At 41.1% G+C, this 16,706-nt stretch carries 12 protein-coding genes; 11 read left to right on the forward strand and 1 reads right to left on the reverse strand.

Annotation, left to right across the window (positions count from 1 at the left end; all coding sequences use genetic code 11):
• Positions 1-13 precede the first annotated feature (13 nt).
• From AC1TO9_RS17360 to AC1TO9_RS17370, 3 genes are all read left to right on the forward strand, one after another.
• Entirely contained in the window at positions 14-1,612 is a 1,599-nt protein-coding gene (locus AC1TO9_RS17360) for an amidohydrolase (protein WP_482059970.1), read from the forward strand.
• 352 nt (positions 1,613-1,964) lie between these two features.
• A complete protein-coding gene (locus AC1TO9_RS17365) occupies positions 1,965-7,697 on the forward strand; it encodes a bacterial Ig-like domain-containing protein (protein ID WP_482059971.1) in 5,733 nt (1,910 codons plus the stop codon).
• A gap of 205 nt (positions 7,698-7,902) precedes the next feature.
• Complete coding sequence (locus AC1TO9_RS17370; protein WP_482057101.1) at positions 7,903-8,676, forward strand: DUF2935 domain-containing protein; 774 nt, start codon at positions 7,903-7,905, stop codon at positions 8,674-8,676.
• Between the two features lie 78 nt (positions 8,677-8,754).
• Here the strand turns inward: AC1TO9_RS17370 and AC1TO9_RS17375 are convergent, their stop codons facing one another.
• Positions 8,755-9,531 carry a 3'-5' exonuclease gene (locus tag AC1TO9_RS17375; protein WP_482057100.1) on the reverse strand — a complete coding sequence of 259 codons (777 nt, stop codon included), beginning with the start codon at positions 9,529-9,531 and terminating at the stop codon, positions 8,755-8,757.
• A gap of 377 nt (positions 9,532-9,908) precedes the next feature.
• Between AC1TO9_RS17375 and rbsK the strand changes: the two genes are divergently transcribed.
• The 8 genes from rbsK to AC1TO9_RS17415 all read left to right on the forward strand — a co-directional run bounded on the left by rbsK (position 9,909) and on the right by AC1TO9_RS17415 (position 16,706).
• Positions 9,909-10,787 carry a ribokinase gene (rbsK, locus tag AC1TO9_RS17380; protein ID WP_482057199.1) on the forward strand — a complete coding sequence of 293 codons (879 nt, stop codon included), beginning with the start codon at positions 9,909-9,911 and terminating at the stop codon, positions 10,785-10,787.
• A gap of 3 nt (positions 10,788-10,790) precedes the next feature.
• Positions 10,791-11,189 carry a D-ribose pyranase gene (gene rbsD / locus AC1TO9_RS17385; protein WP_482057099.1) on the forward strand — a complete coding sequence of 133 codons (399 nt, stop codon included), beginning with the start codon at positions 10,791-10,793 and terminating at the stop codon, positions 11,187-11,189.
• Between the two features lie 18 nt (positions 11,190-11,207).
• Complete coding sequence (locus AC1TO9_RS17390; RefSeq protein ID WP_482059972.1) at positions 11,208-12,689, forward strand: sugar ABC transporter ATP-binding protein; 1,482 nt, start codon at positions 11,208-11,210, stop codon at positions 12,687-12,689.
• A 2-nt stretch (positions 12,690-12,691) separates the two neighbouring features.
• Positions 12,692-13,657: a ribose ABC transporter permease RbsC gene (gene rbsC, locus AC1TO9_RS17395; protein ID WP_482057097.1), complete on the forward strand. Its 966-nt coding sequence runs from the start codon at positions 12,692-12,694 to the stop codon at positions 13,655-13,657.
• A gap of 16 nt (positions 13,658-13,673) precedes the next feature.
• The gene (gene rbsB / locus AC1TO9_RS17400) at positions 13,674-14,591 is read left to right on the forward strand and encodes a ribose ABC transporter substrate-binding protein RbsB (protein ID WP_482057096.1); all 918 of its coding nucleotides are present in this window, start codon (positions 13,674-13,676) and stop codon (positions 14,589-14,591) included.
• A 177-nt stretch (positions 14,592-14,768) separates the two neighbouring features.
• Positions 14,769-15,200 (forward strand): GntR family transcriptional regulator, encoded by a 432-nt coding sequence (locus AC1TO9_RS17405; RefSeq protein WP_482059996.1) that lies wholly within the window; start codon positions 14,769-14,771, stop codon positions 15,198-15,200.
• Positions 15,193-15,882 carry an ABC transporter ATP-binding protein gene (locus tag AC1TO9_RS17410; protein ID WP_482057094.1) on the forward strand — a complete coding sequence of 230 codons (690 nt, stop codon included), beginning with the start codon at positions 15,193-15,195 and terminating at the stop codon, positions 15,880-15,882. The genes AC1TO9_RS17405 and AC1TO9_RS17410 overlap by 8 nt, the downstream gene beginning before the upstream one ends.
• Positions 15,879-16,706, forward strand: a complete 828-nt coding sequence (locus tag AC1TO9_RS17415; RefSeq protein WP_482059973.1) for a hypothetical protein — start codon at positions 15,879-15,881, stop codon at positions 16,704-16,706. Before AC1TO9_RS17410 ends, AC1TO9_RS17415 begins: the two co-directional genes overlap by 4 nt.

The following is a 16,706-nucleotide window of genomic DNA, read 5'->3' on the forward strand; positions in this document are numbered from 1 at the left end:
TAAGGAGATCATCATGGGGAAATGCTGGTGGAATGGAACCATCTATACGATGGAATACGAAGGGCATACCGTAGAAGCTGTGTATACCGAGCAGGGTACTATAGTCACTACGGGTAGTAAAGAATACATAGAAGAGAGTTTGGAAGGACACATCGATGAATGGATTGATCTGCAGGGAGCTACGATGTTTCCCGGATTTGTAGATAGCCATATGCATCTGATTGGGTATGGTGAGACCTTTCTCAAGCTGGATCTTTCTAGGTTGAATAGCAGAGAGGAAGTACTGCGGGCTGTTGCGGATCGTGTTGAAATCATGCCAATAGGGTCATGGATTATCGCTGAGGGATGGAACGAGAATAGGTGGTTGAATGTTGACACTATTACAAGAGAGTTATTGGATGGGATCTCACCTAATCATCCAGTGATCTTAAGACGAATTTGTCGACATGTATTAGTAGCGAATTCGTTAGCTATACGGACAGCTCAGATGAATGAGATGCAGATGAGTCCAGATGAAGATGCCACAGTTACATTAAAAGTTGGAAAGCATGACGGGATTTATAAAGATACAGCACAAGATGTCATTCTTAATGCAATACCAGGTGTAACGGTTGCTTATCTTGAAGAAGCTTTGATGTTGGGTATTCAACATGCTTGGCGTCAAGGACTGGTTGGGGGGCATACGGAAGATTTAAGTTATTATGGAAGTTGCTCAAATACGTTGCGCGCATTTCAGAACGTTATTCATGGACAAGATATGATGTTCAGAGCGCATTTACTAGTCCATCATCTGGTAGTGGATGATTGGAAGAGTGCAGAGCCAACATTGCTTATACAATCGCCATTCTTGGAGTTTGGATCTATGAAAATTTTTGCAGATGGTGCATTAGGAGGGAGGACAGCCCTGTTGAGCAGTATGTATGCAGATGATCCCAATACCAACGGAATCGCTATACATACGGATGAGGAGCTTAATCAATTGGTTCGCAAAGCACGTTTATTCGGATTACCTATTGCAGTGCATGCGATCGGAGACCTTGCTGCGGACAAAGTGTTGGAAGTCCTTGAACGCCATCCTACGATTAATGGAACAAGAGATAGATTAATCCATGGACAAGTGCTAAGTCAGGACTCAATGGAACGGATGAAGACATTACCGGTTGTGATTGATATTCAACCTACTTTTGTCGTTTCTGATTTCCCGTGGGTTATGGAGCGGGTGGGCTTGGAGTCTAACCTACATTTATATGCTTGGAAAACAATGCTTGCGAATGGACTTCATTGTGCAGGGGGATCAGATGCCCCCATTGAAAAGGTTTCACCGCTGCTTGGTATTTATGCCGCTATAACGAGGGTTAATCCCGAAGATTCAACACAGACAGTATACCAACCAGAGGAACGTCTGAGCTTGTACGAAGCCATTTCCTTGTACACGACAGGAAGCGCTTATGCGAGTGGTCATGAGCGAAGTCAGGGAGTCATCAAAGAAGGATATTATGCAGATTTTACGATATTGAATATGGATCCTTTTCTGCATAAACCAAATAAGTTGTTAGAAGATTGTATCGAAATGACCGTAATTGATGAAACGATCGTGTATCGTAGGCAATAAAGAGATAAAATAGGTGAATCAAACCGTCTTTGGGACTCTCTCTAGCTATAACAGTAGAGGGGGACTTTTTTTGATAAATATATGATAATTTCACCATATGAATAATTCATAACAGTAAACTCAAATTAATCTAGATCATACTCACATATGCATCATATCGTGGTATCTATTTGAAAAAGACAAATCTACATGATTACGAGTGTCATTACAACACTTTTATCTCAGAATGTTGGTAAGGGCATCACTTAAACGATCACCTGAGCAAATGATTATGGAGTTTATCGTTTGTAAGCGTTTTAATTAATGTGGTCCGATGACAATTACTTATGGTAACGAGAGGGGGATTTTGTTAATGGGAAAAGGAAAACGATTGTTAGCGTGTGTGATGTCATTCGTCTTGTTAATACCTGCGATATCTATTCCGGTGGTTGCTGCAGAGCCGCCTGTAGGAATGATTGACATTACCAGTGATTGGCAAGGTAGTGTGTTTGGCGATGTTGGGGGACAAGACAAGATCACATCAGCCAATTTTGGAATTAAGGAAAATCAGGATGGGACGGTAACACTCAAAAGTGCTGGTGACAGAGGTAAGATATCAGGAAGCACGGATGGGATAGCTTATTATTACAAAGACATTCCTGTTGATGCAGATTTCGAATTAACGGCAACCGCTTCGGTAGACTACTGGTCAACTACAACAGGTGATCCCCCAAAAATAGACAACCAAGTCGCTTTTGGTATTATGCTTCGAGATGAAGTATTTATGAACGTCCATGGGGCGGTGTATGGAGTAGGAGACTATGTGGCAGTGGGAGCGCTTGATCAAGGTATAAAAGGATTCACTAGACTGGGTGGTGCACAAGGGAAACTTACTTTCGATAACCCGATCGAAGCTCCTGGCCCAAACCATGTATATGATTTAAGTATTAAGAAATCCGGAAATAACTACACTTTAAAGGTTGGTAACGAAATAAAAGTGTTAGAGAATTATTTGGGAAGTGTTCAATATGCAGGGCTTTTTACAGCAAGGAATACTACAGTTACATTTAGTAATGTGAATTTAAACATTGAAACACCTGTGGATATAGGGGCCTGGGATTTTAGTGCATTTGGGTCTAATACAGGTGGAGGTAAGACACCTGATCCAATCATAAACCCAGATGGTTCTGTAAGACTGACTGCTACAGGCGGTAAAATTGCTAGTAAGGATGAAGGAATGTCTTTTTACTATAAGGGGGTCCCGGCGAATACTAACTTTGAATTTGTCGCAAAAGCTGAAGTGAATAGTTTTAATAGTGACAGTAGCATCAATAATCCGAACCAAAAGTCATTTGGTTTAATGCTTAAAGATGATATTGGCGTAAATGCTAATACAGAAAAGCATGCTTCAAATTATATTGCCGTAGGTGCTTTAGATACTGTAATAAAAGGGTTTTATCAGTTGCTATCTGGGTCTTCAATTAGTAAACTAAAGCCTTTTAATGGTATAACCGTACCAACTCAGGGTGAAGCATATGATTTGAAAATTAAAAAATCAGGTAATACGTATGTATTAACGGTGAATAATGAGAGTGAAGTTATAACAGCAGATACCTTGTTGAGCGAACAAATCTACGCAGGTATTTATGTATCGAGAGACGCTGATATTACCTTCAGTAATATCCAACTCAAAGTGGATACTAGAGCCCCTTCTGATTTAAGAATAGATACCTCTTCCATGAAAACAACCTATTTAGTAGGGGAGGAATTGGATCTAAATGGGATGAGTGTAACCGCAGTATACGCTGGTGGGAATGAAGAAGTTCTAACAAAGCTAGACTATATCGATTCAGGTTTTGATAGTAGCATTTCGGGAACGAATCAAGTTACTATACATTTTAACGGAATAACGAAGACGATTGATCTAGATATTATCGCTTTAGAAGTTACAGATTTAATGATCAAATACTTCCCGGCTAAGACGGATTATTATGTAGGTGATTACTTTGATCCGGAAGGTTTTGTTGTTGAAGCGAACTATAACAATGGTTATATGTTAAAAGAATTAACGAATGATCTATACACGTTCTCCATTTCCGGTATGGAGATCACATCTGCTTATGTGTTCGATAGTCCAGGAACGATATTGATGGATGTTACATCAACAGAAACACCGGGCGCATCTACAACTTTTAACATTGAAGTGAAGAGCGCCGCCATTTCTGAATTGCTCATTAAGCAGAAACCAGAAAAAGAGACTTACTTTATTGGTGACGATCTTAATCTGAACGGTTTGGTCGTTTATGCCAAATATGATGACAATACGGAAGTTAGACTAATGAAAGGCGAGTACACCGTATCGCCACTTGATTCTACGACTGCTGGTTCCAAATCACTTACAGTTACACATAAAGGGAAGACGGTTGTCTTTACTGTTACAGTGAAAGTAAAAGCTCTCGTCGGGATTGAGGTCACGAAATATCCTCAGACTCTTTATTATGTTCTCGAAGATTTCGATAATACGGGGTTAGAAATATCTCAGGTATACGATAATGGAGATAAAGTTCTTTTACCAGCAGGGGAATATACCGTTGACTCGACAACTCACTATGACAACACAAAACCCGGAGTTTATGAGATCCATATTGTTCCTACGGATACGACCCTACAACCAATCGTCTTACATGTCACTGTAAGGGAAAAGACGGAAGTCAAATGGAAATCAATCCGTTTCGGGCAGTCTACATCCGATACCAACAATAAAGTGACAATTAACACGGATACATCAATTAAGCTTGAAGCGCTTGCCGGTAGTGCAGGGAAAGTTACGGGAGATCATGATGGAATCTCTTACTACTATACAGAGATCGATGCCTCTGAAGATAACTTTGTATTATCTGCTGATATTAGTGTCATTGAATACGCGAAGAATCCGCATGATGGCCAGGAGTCTTTCGGAATAATGGCTAGAGATGCGATCGGAACAGCTGGTGATTCTAGTGTATTCGCTTCAAATATAGCAGCCATAGGTGGATTTAGCGGATCAACAACGAATGCGAACGGTACGCAATTATTCGTTAGAACAGGTGTGACAACACCGGATGGTGCAGGGAGCCAAGGTATTCAAGCGAGAATGATAGAAAATATAAGACCTGCGTCTAGCAATACGTATCCAGCTCAGCCTTATAGGCTAACGCTTGCGAGAACCAATAGTGGCTACACGGGGAAATTAAATAATGGGACAGAAGCGATATTATTTACCCCAGATATTCTACACGAGCAAGATTCCAAAATATATGTTGGATTCTATGCAGCTCGGCTGGCAACGATTGAAGTCAGTAATATTCATTTTACTGTAACGGCAACACAGACCGATCCACCGAGAATTAAACCACCTCTGCAGGCCGTTACTCCTGGATTTGAGATTGTCTCGCTCGATAAGACATCTGAGAAAGACTACAATTTAATGGTCAAAGCAAATGTCGACGGGACGATTACAGTAAAAGAGGGACAAAGGGTCATCGCACAGGATCAAGTAATCGAATCGGGACAACTAGTTACAATACCCGCTTCGCTTATCGCAAATGGTCGAACAAACTTCAGTATCACATATTTACCTAATGACACACAGCTATTAACTTCATACGATAAAATAGTGCGTAACTTTACGGTAACAACGAAATCCTATCTTGGAGATATCTATGTATCCCCAACGGGTACAAGGGATGGCACAGGCAAGGAGAACAGTCCACTTGATTTGGATACTGCAATCGAATTTGTTTCGGCAGGTCAGAAGATCATCATGCTTGATGGAAGATACGTACGTAATTCAAGGATCCACATCAAGAAGTACAATAACGGTAAGGCAGGGGCAATGAAATCACTGATAGCAGCCCCGGGTGCACAGCCGATCATTGATTTCGATAAGAAATCCGAAGGGGTCGTTCTTGGAGCAAGTTACTGGCATGTCAAAGGTATTGATTTCACACGTACAGCTGGAAACACAAAAGGATTTACAGTGGGTGGAAGCCATAACATCATTGAGAGCAGTAATTTCTATGAGAATGGTGACACAGGACTGCAAATTAGTCGTACAGACATTACTGAGAATGACAAAGCTCATTGGCCGGCTTACAATCTTATTTTGAACAGCACATCACATGATAACCGTGACCCATCTGATAATAATGCGGACGGATTCGCAGCAAAGCTTACATCTGGTGAAGGAAATATCTTCAGAGGATGTATTGCTCATAACAACATTGACGATGGTTGGGATTTATACACGAAGTCAGGTTCAGGTGCGATTGGTGCAGTTATTATTGAAGATAGCATCGCCTATAATAATGGCTTTTTATCGAATGGCACTATAGGTGCTGGCGACAAAAATGGCTTTAAACTTGGAGGCGAAGGGATCCACGTCCCTCATATTATCCGTAATAGCATCGCTTTCGGCAATGGAGCTTACGGTTTTGCTAGTAATAGTAATCCAGGTGTTATCGCGAAAGATAATATCGCATTTAATAATGCAAGAAGTAACATGAACTTCACGACGTATGTAAATATTCCGACTGATTTTACAATTGACGGATTTGTATCTTACCAGAAAGATTTCACGGCTAAGGATACTTATCCAACAACTTTGAACTCAGATAAGAACTTTATGTTCAATGGTAAGGAATCTGTTAACCAATCAGGAGTAGTACTTACGGATGCGGATTTTGTAAGTCTAGTACCGGTTGTTCCTTACGCAAGAAATGCTAGTGGTCAGATCATTTTAGGAGATTTCTTGAAGCGCATTACGACACAAGATCCAGATGATGGTTCAGATGACGATGAATCTGGAGAGGACGGACCCGGTAACAATGAAACTGGTGGTACTGGATCCAACACCTCAGGTACAACTACGAGTGGTACGACGAATAATAAACTTAGCACACTTATTAAAGCTACGATGACTGTAAAAGGCAATACTGCTCAAAGCTCAGTTAATCAGACACAGTTGAACGACGCATTAGCTCAAGCGAAGGCAGATGCTAATGGTGTGAAGCAAGTGCAAATTGAAATATCGAAGGTAGCAGGAGTTACAAGCTATGAACTGGCACTGCCTGTGGCTTCAATATCTACGACTGGAAAGTTGCAGCAGATTGCCGTTTCTACGGAATTAGCCGATGTTGTGTTGACTGGTAATATGTTAAGCGGTGTTCGTTTGGGTGATTCACGGACAATCACGTTGAAGATGACGAAGGTAGATCCCGCTACATTACCTGCAGACGTTCGAAACTCCATTGGTAACCGACCTGTGATCGAGTTAAGCATCACAACGGCCGATGGTAAGCAAGTGGAATTCAACAATTCGGATGCTTCTGTTCAAGTATCGATTCCATATCAGCCTACTGCTGAGGAACTTAAAAATTCAGGTCATATTACGATCTGGTATGTCGATAGTTCAGGAAAGGTAATTGCTGTACCGAACGGTAAATATGATGCGAAAACCGGAAAGGTAACATTCATTACGACCCATTTCAGTCATTTTGCTGTCGCTTATGTGCAGAAGTCATTCAATGACCTAGCTAAGGTTGCATGGGCGAAAAGTGAAATTGAAGTATTGGCATCTAAAGGTGTTATTCAGGGAACAACACCAACGACATTCTCACCAAGTCAGAATGTTACACGAGCAGATTTCATCATTATGATTGTCAAAGCTCTAGGACTCTCAGCATCTGTTGATGCGAACTTCTCAGATGTGAAGACAACAGCATACTATTCCAATGAAGTTGGGATTGCCAAGAAGCTTGGTATCGTAAGCGGTAAGGCTGACGGAAAGTTCTATCCGACAGAAAATATATCACGACAAGATATGTTTGTGATTACGGCCAAAGCGCTTCAAGCTGCTGGAGTACGGGGAGAAGGCGAAGCAACTGTTAGTGAATTGAATGGATTCACTGATCGGACCCAAGTTTCTGCGTATGCAGTGAGTGAGGTTGCTGAGTTGGTGAAAGCGGGAATAGTTACAGGTGATGCGAAATTACAACTGAATCCTCTAAGCCAATCAACACGAGCAGAGGCAGCGATCATTATTTACAAAATGTACGGTTTACGGTAATTAACTATGTAAGCTGAAATTGGATTGAAATAAGCACTGCAAGCTCTTAATGACGAGCTTGCAGTGCTTATTAATTATTAAATGATACGTTTTCCGATTATATCCGGAATTACATGATTCTAGATATATAAGTAGTATAGGTAACAAATGTTCTGCATACTCATAGGGATAGATGCTTCAATTTTATGAACGAGGAGGTGGGACTATGCCCTATACTGATCATTATGAAAGGGATATTTATGGGATTATAGGATTTTGGGTGGAGAACAATTATGATCATGGTCGATTCTTTGACAGAGAAATTAGCCATCATGAAATGGAACTTGCTCGTGCTAACCAGCATATGATTCACAAATTGGGAGCAATATATGAACGGACGAGATTAAAAACAGAAGATCCTGGCAAATTAATTCATGAAGCACAGCATGCAACACATGAATTTCAATGTTTACTCACACATACGTTGGATAAAGCTTTACGATGTGAAGTCATCATATCAACGCCACAGGCACTTCTTGATCACATGATTCGCGAAGCGGAAGAGACGGTGTCAGTCTTTAAATTGTTGCAATCGGGTAATCGCGTTTCACCAGCTGACGCAACGATACATGAGAATTACTTTTGGTTGAGACAAATGGCCGATCACCTTAGCTTCATAAGCCATTATTTAGATACATCGAATTATGAATTACATGATCAAGTCAGAGCCATGACCAAGAAATTTGAGAATCTATTTCTCCAGGCCAATGCACTCAGAACGATGATTCGTCATCCACGTAAAGAGGTACTGCCAGTTCTGAATCAATTTAATAAAATGGTCATTAAAGAAACAAAAGCCCTTGAAGCATTCAAATTGGAATTAGATGATTTAATTAAACAATGTGCTGCAGTGACAACATCACCGCCAGATTTATTAGAACATGTCGCTCGAGAAGCACATCACTTATGGAGGAACTTAGAGGATCAGGTTATATTGTAATATTGATGAATGATTGTAATATTGATAAATGGATGTAAAAAAATCACTATGGAGCGTACTCCATAGTGATTTTTCTATTTATTTCGAAGATATAGCAACTGGCTGCTTTTCTTTCGTTAATTCTGTGGTGAAATATTGTTGTAACTCAGAGATCTTTCTTGGATCCTCAAGAGCCACCTTTTCTTTAAGGTAACGTTCATGGAGATTCTCCCAAGTGAGAGGGATCTTCTGAAGTGTCATCGAACGAATCGCATTCTTCACCATTCTACGTTCTTTCGCATTGGAGTAAACATCTTTAAATTGTTGTATATGTGCGAAGTCTAACTTATCGAATATAGCTCGGAATACCTCAGACGTCATTCTTGCGTCATCTAATGCCCGATGAGCAGAGCCAGAGGGAATAATATTAAGATCATTCAGAGCGCCTTCGACACTAACATCATTTGTAACATTTTTATAGCGTGTGAAACCCTTCAATAAATCAAAATAGTCGGCTGCCATCCAGTAGGCATCATCAAGCTTATGCATCCGCGTATCATATATAATTCTTTTTAAATCTTCGCCACCCCAAGTGAAAAGGAGATAAGACTCACTTTGATTTAACCAGCTAATGAAATCACTAATGACTTTTACGAATCCGGCAGCTTGATCTATATCTTCCTGCGGAATTCCTGTTTTTTTCTTAATAAATGAGTTTAGCTTTGAGAAATAAACCGGTTTGATTAATGCTGAGAATTCATCCATATGTTGTAATTGCGAGTCTAATCGGACAGCTCCGATCTCGATTACCTCCATAGGTAGGTCGCTTGCAAATTTGCGGCCGTTGAATTCAATATCTAAAATAACATAATCCACGATGGTGCCCCCGTTCTTTAACTTGTTCTATTTTATCAGGGACCATAGGTAGTGTCCATGGTTAAATCAGTTAGTGTGAGTATTACTTTTTTTTTAGTATATGCAGTTGTAATTTAAAAGAATATATGATATTTTAATTAGATAATATGTGTAACCGGTTACATAACCTGTTTCTACATTCAGTTCAAACAAGATTGAACAAGATTCAAGCATTTAGTTATCGGTTATTATTCAGGAACAACAATGAACAGGCAGATAAGAGCTGAATGACATTCGCCAGCTGACATATGACACGAGATGTAAAGAAGTTGGGTTACTTATTAAGTTAGTTGTACAAGATAAGGATAACTATAAGACAAAAAGAAAGGTTGATTATGATGGCTAAGATTTGTGTGATTGGCAGTTGTGCAATGGATTTAGTGGTAACTTCATCTAAGCGCCCTAATGCGGGAGAGACCGTTCTTGGAGAAAAGTTCACAACCGTTCCCGGAGGTAAAGGAGCGAATCAAGCTGTTGCAGCGGCTCGTTTAGGAGCTGAAGTGACGATGATCGGTCGAATCGGAGATGATCATTACGGAGAAGCAATTATGAATAATTTTCAAAGCAACAACATTCATGTCGAGCATCTGAAACCGGTTACAGGTATGGAGACAGGTACAGCCCATATTATATTAGCGGAAGGCGATAACAGCATTATCGTAGTGAAAGGGGCTAATGATCAAGTCACTCCGGATTTCATTGAACAAGCATTAGATACTATTCGTAGTTCTGACATGGTGCTTATACAGCAAGAGATACCTGAAGAGACGGTAACTTATGTGAGTGAGATTTGCCATAAATTTAATGTTCCATTATTGCTTAATCCGGCGCCAGCACGTCCAATCACTGAAACAATAATAGAGAATGCTACGTATTTGACTCCAAACGAACATGAATGTACGGTTTTGTTTGCTGGTATGAGTACGGCTGAAGCTTTAAGAAAATATCCAAATAAGCTATTCATTACAGAAGGTAGTCAAGGCGTACGTTATTACGACGGAGATCAAGAAGTCGTAGTTCCGAGTTATAAAGTAGAAGTTATAGATACAACGGGTGCAGGAGATACTTTTAATGCTGCATTTGCGGTTGCTCTGGCTGAAGGGAAATCATTGCAACATAGTGTGAGATTTGCTAACCGAGCAGCTTCGTTATCAGTCACCAAATTTGGTGCTCAAGGCGGTATGCCAACTCGAGCAGAAGTAGAGGAGAGCCTTTAGATTATGAAGAGACACGGGGTATTGAACAGCCATATTTCCAAAATACTTGCTGACTTAGGGCATACGGATACCATCGTTATTGCAGATGTAGGACTTCCTATTCCAGCAGGTGTTCCTAAGATTGATTTGGCACTTACACTAGGTGTTCCCAGCTTTCAAGCTGTCGTTGATATGATTGTAGAAGATATGGTTATTGAAAAGGTGGTTATAGCTGAAGAGTTAGCTACAGCTAACCAAGAAACATCAGAGTACTTAAATCACAAATTTATGGAAATACCTATAGAGAAGTGTTCACATGAACAATTCAAGCTGCTCACTCAGAAGGCCAAGGTTATCATTCGCACAGGCGAGGCTAAACCTTATGCTAACTGCATTTTACAAGCCGGTGTCTTTTTCGGTTAAAGAGGGGGATCTACGATTATGCACATTACAATGAAAGGTATCCATAAGGCCTTCGGTGCGAACCGTGTACTGACGGGTGTGGATTTCGATCTTCAAGATGGTGAAGTTCACGCTCTTATGGGTGAGAATGGTGCGGGGAAGTCTACTCTTATGAATATACTGATCGGACTCCATCAGCGAGATCAAGGAACGATTGTAATAGATGGTCAAGAAACGTACTTTGCCAATCCCAAAGAGGCGGAACGAAGTGGAATCGCCTTTATCCATCAAGAGTTAAATGTCTGGTCAGACATGACCGTCCTAGACAATTTATTCATAGGGAAGGAACGGACAACGAAATGGGGTCTATTGAACACGAATGAAATGAAGGAGCTGGCAAATGAGCAGTTCCGTAAACTTTCTGTGACGATTCCATTGAACCGTGATGCTGGGGAATGTTCAGTAGGTGAGAAACAAATGATCGAGATTGCCAAAGCTTTGATGACCGACGCTAAAGTGATCGTTATGGACGAGCCCACTGCTGCCTTAACAGAGAGAGAAATACAGAAACTGTTTGATGTTATTGCCTCCCTGAAGAAAGAAGGGGTCTCCATCGTCTATATATCACATCGAATGGAAGAGATTTTCGCAATCTGCGATCGAATTACGATTATGCGTGATGGCCAAACCGTAGATACGACGGCAATTCCCGATACCAATTTTGATGAAGTGGTCAAAAAGATGGTTGGTCGAGAATTAACAGACCGTTTCCCTGAGCGGACATTTAATCCCGGAGGAATCGTGCTCGAGGTCAAAAATGCTTCAAAGAAGGGGCAATTCAAAGACGTGAATTTCTCGTTACGATCTGGTGAAATTATTGGTTTCTCAGGATTAATGGGCTCGGGACGTACCGAAATGATGAGAACGTTATTCGGATTAGATAGATTAGATCAAGGTGAGATCTGGATTCGTGGAGAGAAGGTTACGATCCGCAACCCTGATGATGCAATGAAAGCAGGCATAGGATTTGTGACGGAAGACCGCAAAGACGAAGGATTAGTTCTTGATTTCTCCATTCGAGAAAATATGGTACTTACGAATCTATACAGTTTTGCGCCCAAAGGATTGATCAATGAAAAGAAAGAACAAGAATTCGTAGATATTCTCATTCAGCGTTTGCAGATTAAAACACAGTCTTCAGCAACGTTAGTACGTAACCTATCTGGAGGAAATCAACAGAAAGTGGTTATTGCGAAATGGATTGGCATTGGTTTAAGTGTCCTCATCTTAGATGAACCTACACGTGGGGTTGATGTTGGCGCTAAACGGGAAATATATCAACTCATGAACGAATTAACGGAACGTGGTGTTGCCATTATTATGGTCTCATCAGAGTTACCGGAAGTGCTAGGGATGAGTGACCGAATATTGGTCGTTCATGAAGGTGAAATCAGTGGCGAACTTACGAAACAGGAAGCTACACAAGAGAATATTATGACGCTAGCTACAGGGGGGCAATAGAGATGACCACTAATGATGGAAGTATAAAAAAAGGATTTCAAATCGGACAAATCACACAGAAACTAGGTCCATTACTAGGACTAATCATCCTGATTATTATCGTAACTGCGTTAAACCCAAGCTTTTTAGAACCGCTTAATATTCTGAACCTACTTAGACAGGTCGCCATTAATGCGCTGATTGCTTTCGGAATGACCTTTGTTATTTTGACAGGAGGCATTGATTTATCCGTCGGTTCAATTCTCGCACTATCCAGTGCTTTAATGGCCAATCTTATGCTCTCGGGACTAGATCCAATCTTAGCTATTGTTGTTGGTTGTTTGCTAGGTGGCGTGATGGGGATGGTCAACGGACTTATGATTACAAAAGGTAGAATGGCTCCATTTATCGCAACATTAGCGACCATGACTATTTTTCGTGGATTAACGCTTGTATATACGAATGGTAATCCAATCACCGGTCTTGGTGACAGCATGATGTTCCAATTATTTGGTCGTGGTTACTTTCTAGGTATTCCTGTTCCAGCAATTACGATGATTGTTGTCTTCATTGTCTTGTGGGTCGTCTTACACAAAACACCATTTGGTCGCAAAACGTATGCGATAGGTGGAAATGAGAAAGCATCCATTATTTCTGGTATCAAAGTCGATCGCATCAAAATTATGATCTATTCATTAATTGGGATGTTATCCGCGTTAGCAGGCGCGATCCTAACTTCTAGACTGAATTCGGCGCAACCGACCGCAGGTACGTCTTATGAGCTAGATGCCATTGCAGCTGTTGTATTAGGGGGCACGAGCTTAACAGGTGGGCGCGGACGGATTGTAGGTACTCTGATTGGTGCGCTTATTATCGGTATATTGAACAATGGATTGAACTTGCTCGGAGTATCCTCTTTCTACCAAATGGTAGTCAAAGGGATTGTCATTGCGATTGCAGTATTATTAGACCGTAAGAAGACGGCATAAGAGGGGGGATTCTAACATGAAAAAGGGTACATTAATCATTATTTCTATGCTGTTAATATTGATGACAGGATGTTCATTGGAACCGCCAGAGTGGGCCAAGTCGAACAAGAGTAGCAATTTGGACAATATAAAAATCGGACTATCGATTTCAACGTTGAATAACCCTTTCTTTGTATCATTAAAAGATGGCGTTATGACTGAGGCCAATAAGCAAGGATGGAAAGTTATCGTGATCGATGCACAAAATGATTCTGCCAAACAAAGTAATGACGTAGAGGATTTAATGCAACAAGGAGTGAATGCCCTATTAATTAATCCAGTGGATTCATCTGCGATCTCTACGGTGGTTCAGACAGCTAACAGTTTAGATATTCCTGTCATTGCCTTGGACCGATCTTCTGATAAAGGAGATATTCAAGCACTTGTGGCTTCAGACAATGCCAAAGGGGGAACAATGGCGGCAGAGTACATTATCGAACAACTCGGTAAAGGGGCAAAGGTGATTGAATTGGAAGGTTCACCAGGAGCGTCAGCCACCCGTGAACGCGGTAAAGGATTCCATGAAGTGGCTGATACTCAGCTGGACGTCATTGCGAAGCAATCTGCTGACTTTGACCGTACTAAGGGATTAACGGTAATGGAGAACTTACTGCAAGGAAATCGTGATGTTCAAGCCGTATTCGCTCATAATGACGAAATGGCACTTGGAGCAATTGAAGCGATTCAAAGTTCAGGTAAGAAGATTCCCGTTATAGGCTTTGATGGCAATGAAGATGCTTTGAAATCAATCCAAGCCGGTAATTTAACAGCAACCGTTGCTCAACAACCTGAATTAATTGGGGAACTATCCGTTCAAGCAGCCAAAGATGTTCTAGAGGGCAAGACCGTAGAAAGTCTGATTGCTGCACCATTGAAATTAGTAGTTCAAGAATAATAGAGGACACGATGACAAATAAACACTGCTCTTTGCCTAATAGGCGGGGGTGGTGTTTTTGATTTTGAGATAAATATGAAGCCGGCTATTGACAACCAACTGTATTATGCGGATAATACATCTAAAGTGTATGAACCACTCAGTACACACACTGAAAAAAGAATGAGAGGTAGCTGCATGAAAACAAATGAAGGCTGGACGGAAGTCGCTTTCAATGGTCGAGACCCGGTGTATTTGCAAGTCGTACGTCATTTCAAAGAACAACTTGCAACCGGCCGGCTGGAGGCTGGACAGATTATTCCTTCGCGGAGGGAATTGGGAGTATTGATGAAGATTAACCCTAACACGGCGCAGAAGGCGTATAAAGAAATGGAGGAACAGCAGTTGATTGTAACTGAAGGAAATTCACCAAGCCGAATTACAGGTGATGAACATGTGCTACGAATGATCCGGTCCGAATTAATTAGTGAGGCTGTCGATGCTTTTGTGGCATCTGTCCGCAAGATTGACGTTCCGGTAGAAGAGTTGTTGGATATCGTCAAACAGAAATATGTTGAAGGAACAAGAGTAGAGAATTCAGAACAGATCGAAGGTGACGGACATGATTGAGATTGTTAATATTCAAAAGCGTTATCGTGGTCGCCAAGTACTTAATGGCGTTACCTTTACGGCTGAGAAGGGACAGATCACTTGTCTTATTGGTAACAATGGGGCTGGAAAGTCAACCATTCTGAAAGCAATCATGGGCCTGACACCTCTTAAATCAGGTACAATTCGAATCGACGGTCAGCCTATGAACCAAAGCATGTATGAGAAGGTGGCATTCATTCCCGATCATCTAACGATGCCTCTTGGAATGAAGCTGGCTGAGGCGCTTCAGTTCATGGAGGACTTCTATGAGACCTGGAATACGGAACGGGCTGAAGAGCTTATGAAGTTTTTCGGTTTGGATCGGAGAGAGAGAATTGGTAACCTTTCTAAGGGAACAGCAGCTAAATTTAATCTCATGCTTGGTCTTGCACAGGATACAGAATACGTGTTAATGGATGAACCTTTTTCTGGAATTGATATGTTCAGTCGCGGTTTGATTGTGGATGTATTCTCTAGCCATTTGATCGAAGATCGAGGCGTACTTCTGACTACGCATGAGATCGGAGAGATGGAGCATTTGATCGATAAAGCTGTACTGATGGAGGATGGAGTCATCGCTAGGGATTTCAATTGTGAACAAATGCGTAGCGATGAAGGGAAGTCCGTCGTTGACGTCATGAGGGAGGTGTATCAGCGATGAACAGATATTTAAAGCTCGTAAATATGGAGATCAATCGCTTCAAATTCATACTGGCAGGACTAATGGGGCTAACCGTATTATTCCAATTTGGAGCCGTGATCTGGTGGAGTTTGAATGAACTATCCCATAGAGAGGCAATGATTAAGCAGTATGGGAGTTCATTGATGTTGGGTAACAATACTTTTGCCGATATGATCTCTAGTACACAATTGCTTTTTTCCATTCCGATACTGCTCAGTATTGCGGTGCTAGCTATTTATATATTTCTTATTTGGTACCGCGATTGGTTCGGTAGAAATACATTTATGTATCGATTGCTGATGATACCAACAGCTAGACTCCACATTTATTTCGCAAAAATTACGGCGATTCTTATGTTCGTATTTGGACTTATTGCCTTTCAGCTCACGTTACTCCCAATAGAAAAGTTGGCATTCAATCTTATCGTACCATCGGATATGAGAGAGCCTTCCCACTTCTTGGATACTATTAATGCGAATAAAGCACTGGCGCTGCTTATACCTGGGAACTTCGATCAGTTTCTGATCACTTACGGATTGGGAACGATAGCAGTACTGGCTATTTGTACAGCTATTCTAATCGAAAGAAGTTATCGCCGTGTAGGCATTGTGTACGCCATTCTTTATTTAGCCATTTGTTGTTGGGCTATTCTATTCCCTTTGATCGGTATGGGACTGCATAATGAGCATGGGTACCTGTATCCCAACGAAATTTTAATAATCGAGATAGTCACGTGTTTAGGGGAAATAGCTATGTCGATATGGCTTGCAAGTCGACTTCTATCTAAAAAGATAACAGTGTAA

The sequence above is a fragment of the Paenibacillus sp. Y916 genome, from assembly GCF_056786435.1.

Coding starts and splice junctions, on each gene's coding strand:
- AC1TO9_RS17360 (WP_482059970.1), top strand. CDS start 14: ATGGGGAAATGCTGGTGGAATGGAACCATCTATACGATGGAATACGAA.
- AC1TO9_RS17365 (WP_482059971.1), top strand. CDS start 1,965: ATGGGAAAAGGAAAACGATTGTTAGCGTGTGTGATGTCATTCGTCTTG.
- AC1TO9_RS17370 (WP_482057101.1), top strand. CDS start 7,903: ATGCCCTATACTGATCATTATGAAAGGGATATTTATGGGATTATAGGA.
- rbsK (WP_482057199.1), top strand. CDS start 9,909: ATGGCTAAGATTTGTGTGATTGGCAGTTGTGCAATGGATTTAGTGGTA.
- rbsD (WP_482057099.1), top strand. CDS start 10,791: ATGAAGAGACACGGGGTATTGAACAGCCATATTTCCAAAATACTTGCT.
- AC1TO9_RS17390 (WP_482059972.1), top strand. CDS start 11,208: ATGCACATTACAATGAAAGGTATCCATAAGGCCTTCGGTGCGAACCGT.
- rbsC (WP_482057097.1), top strand. CDS start 12,692: ATGACCACTAATGATGGAAGTATAAAAAAAGGATTTCAAATCGGACAA.
- rbsB (WP_482057096.1), top strand. CDS start 13,674: ATGAAAAAGGGTACATTAATCATTATTTCTATGCTGTTAATATTGATG.
- AC1TO9_RS17405 (WP_482059996.1), top strand. CDS start 14,769: ATGAAAACAAATGAAGGCTGGACGGAAGTCGCTTTCAATGGTCGAGAC.
- AC1TO9_RS17410 (WP_482057094.1), top strand. CDS start 15,193: ATGATTGAGATTGTTAATATTCAAAAGCGTTATCGTGGTCGCCAAGTA.
- AC1TO9_RS17415 (WP_482059973.1), top strand. CDS start 15,879: ATGAACAGATATTTAAAGCTCGTAAATATGGAGATCAATCGCTTCAAA.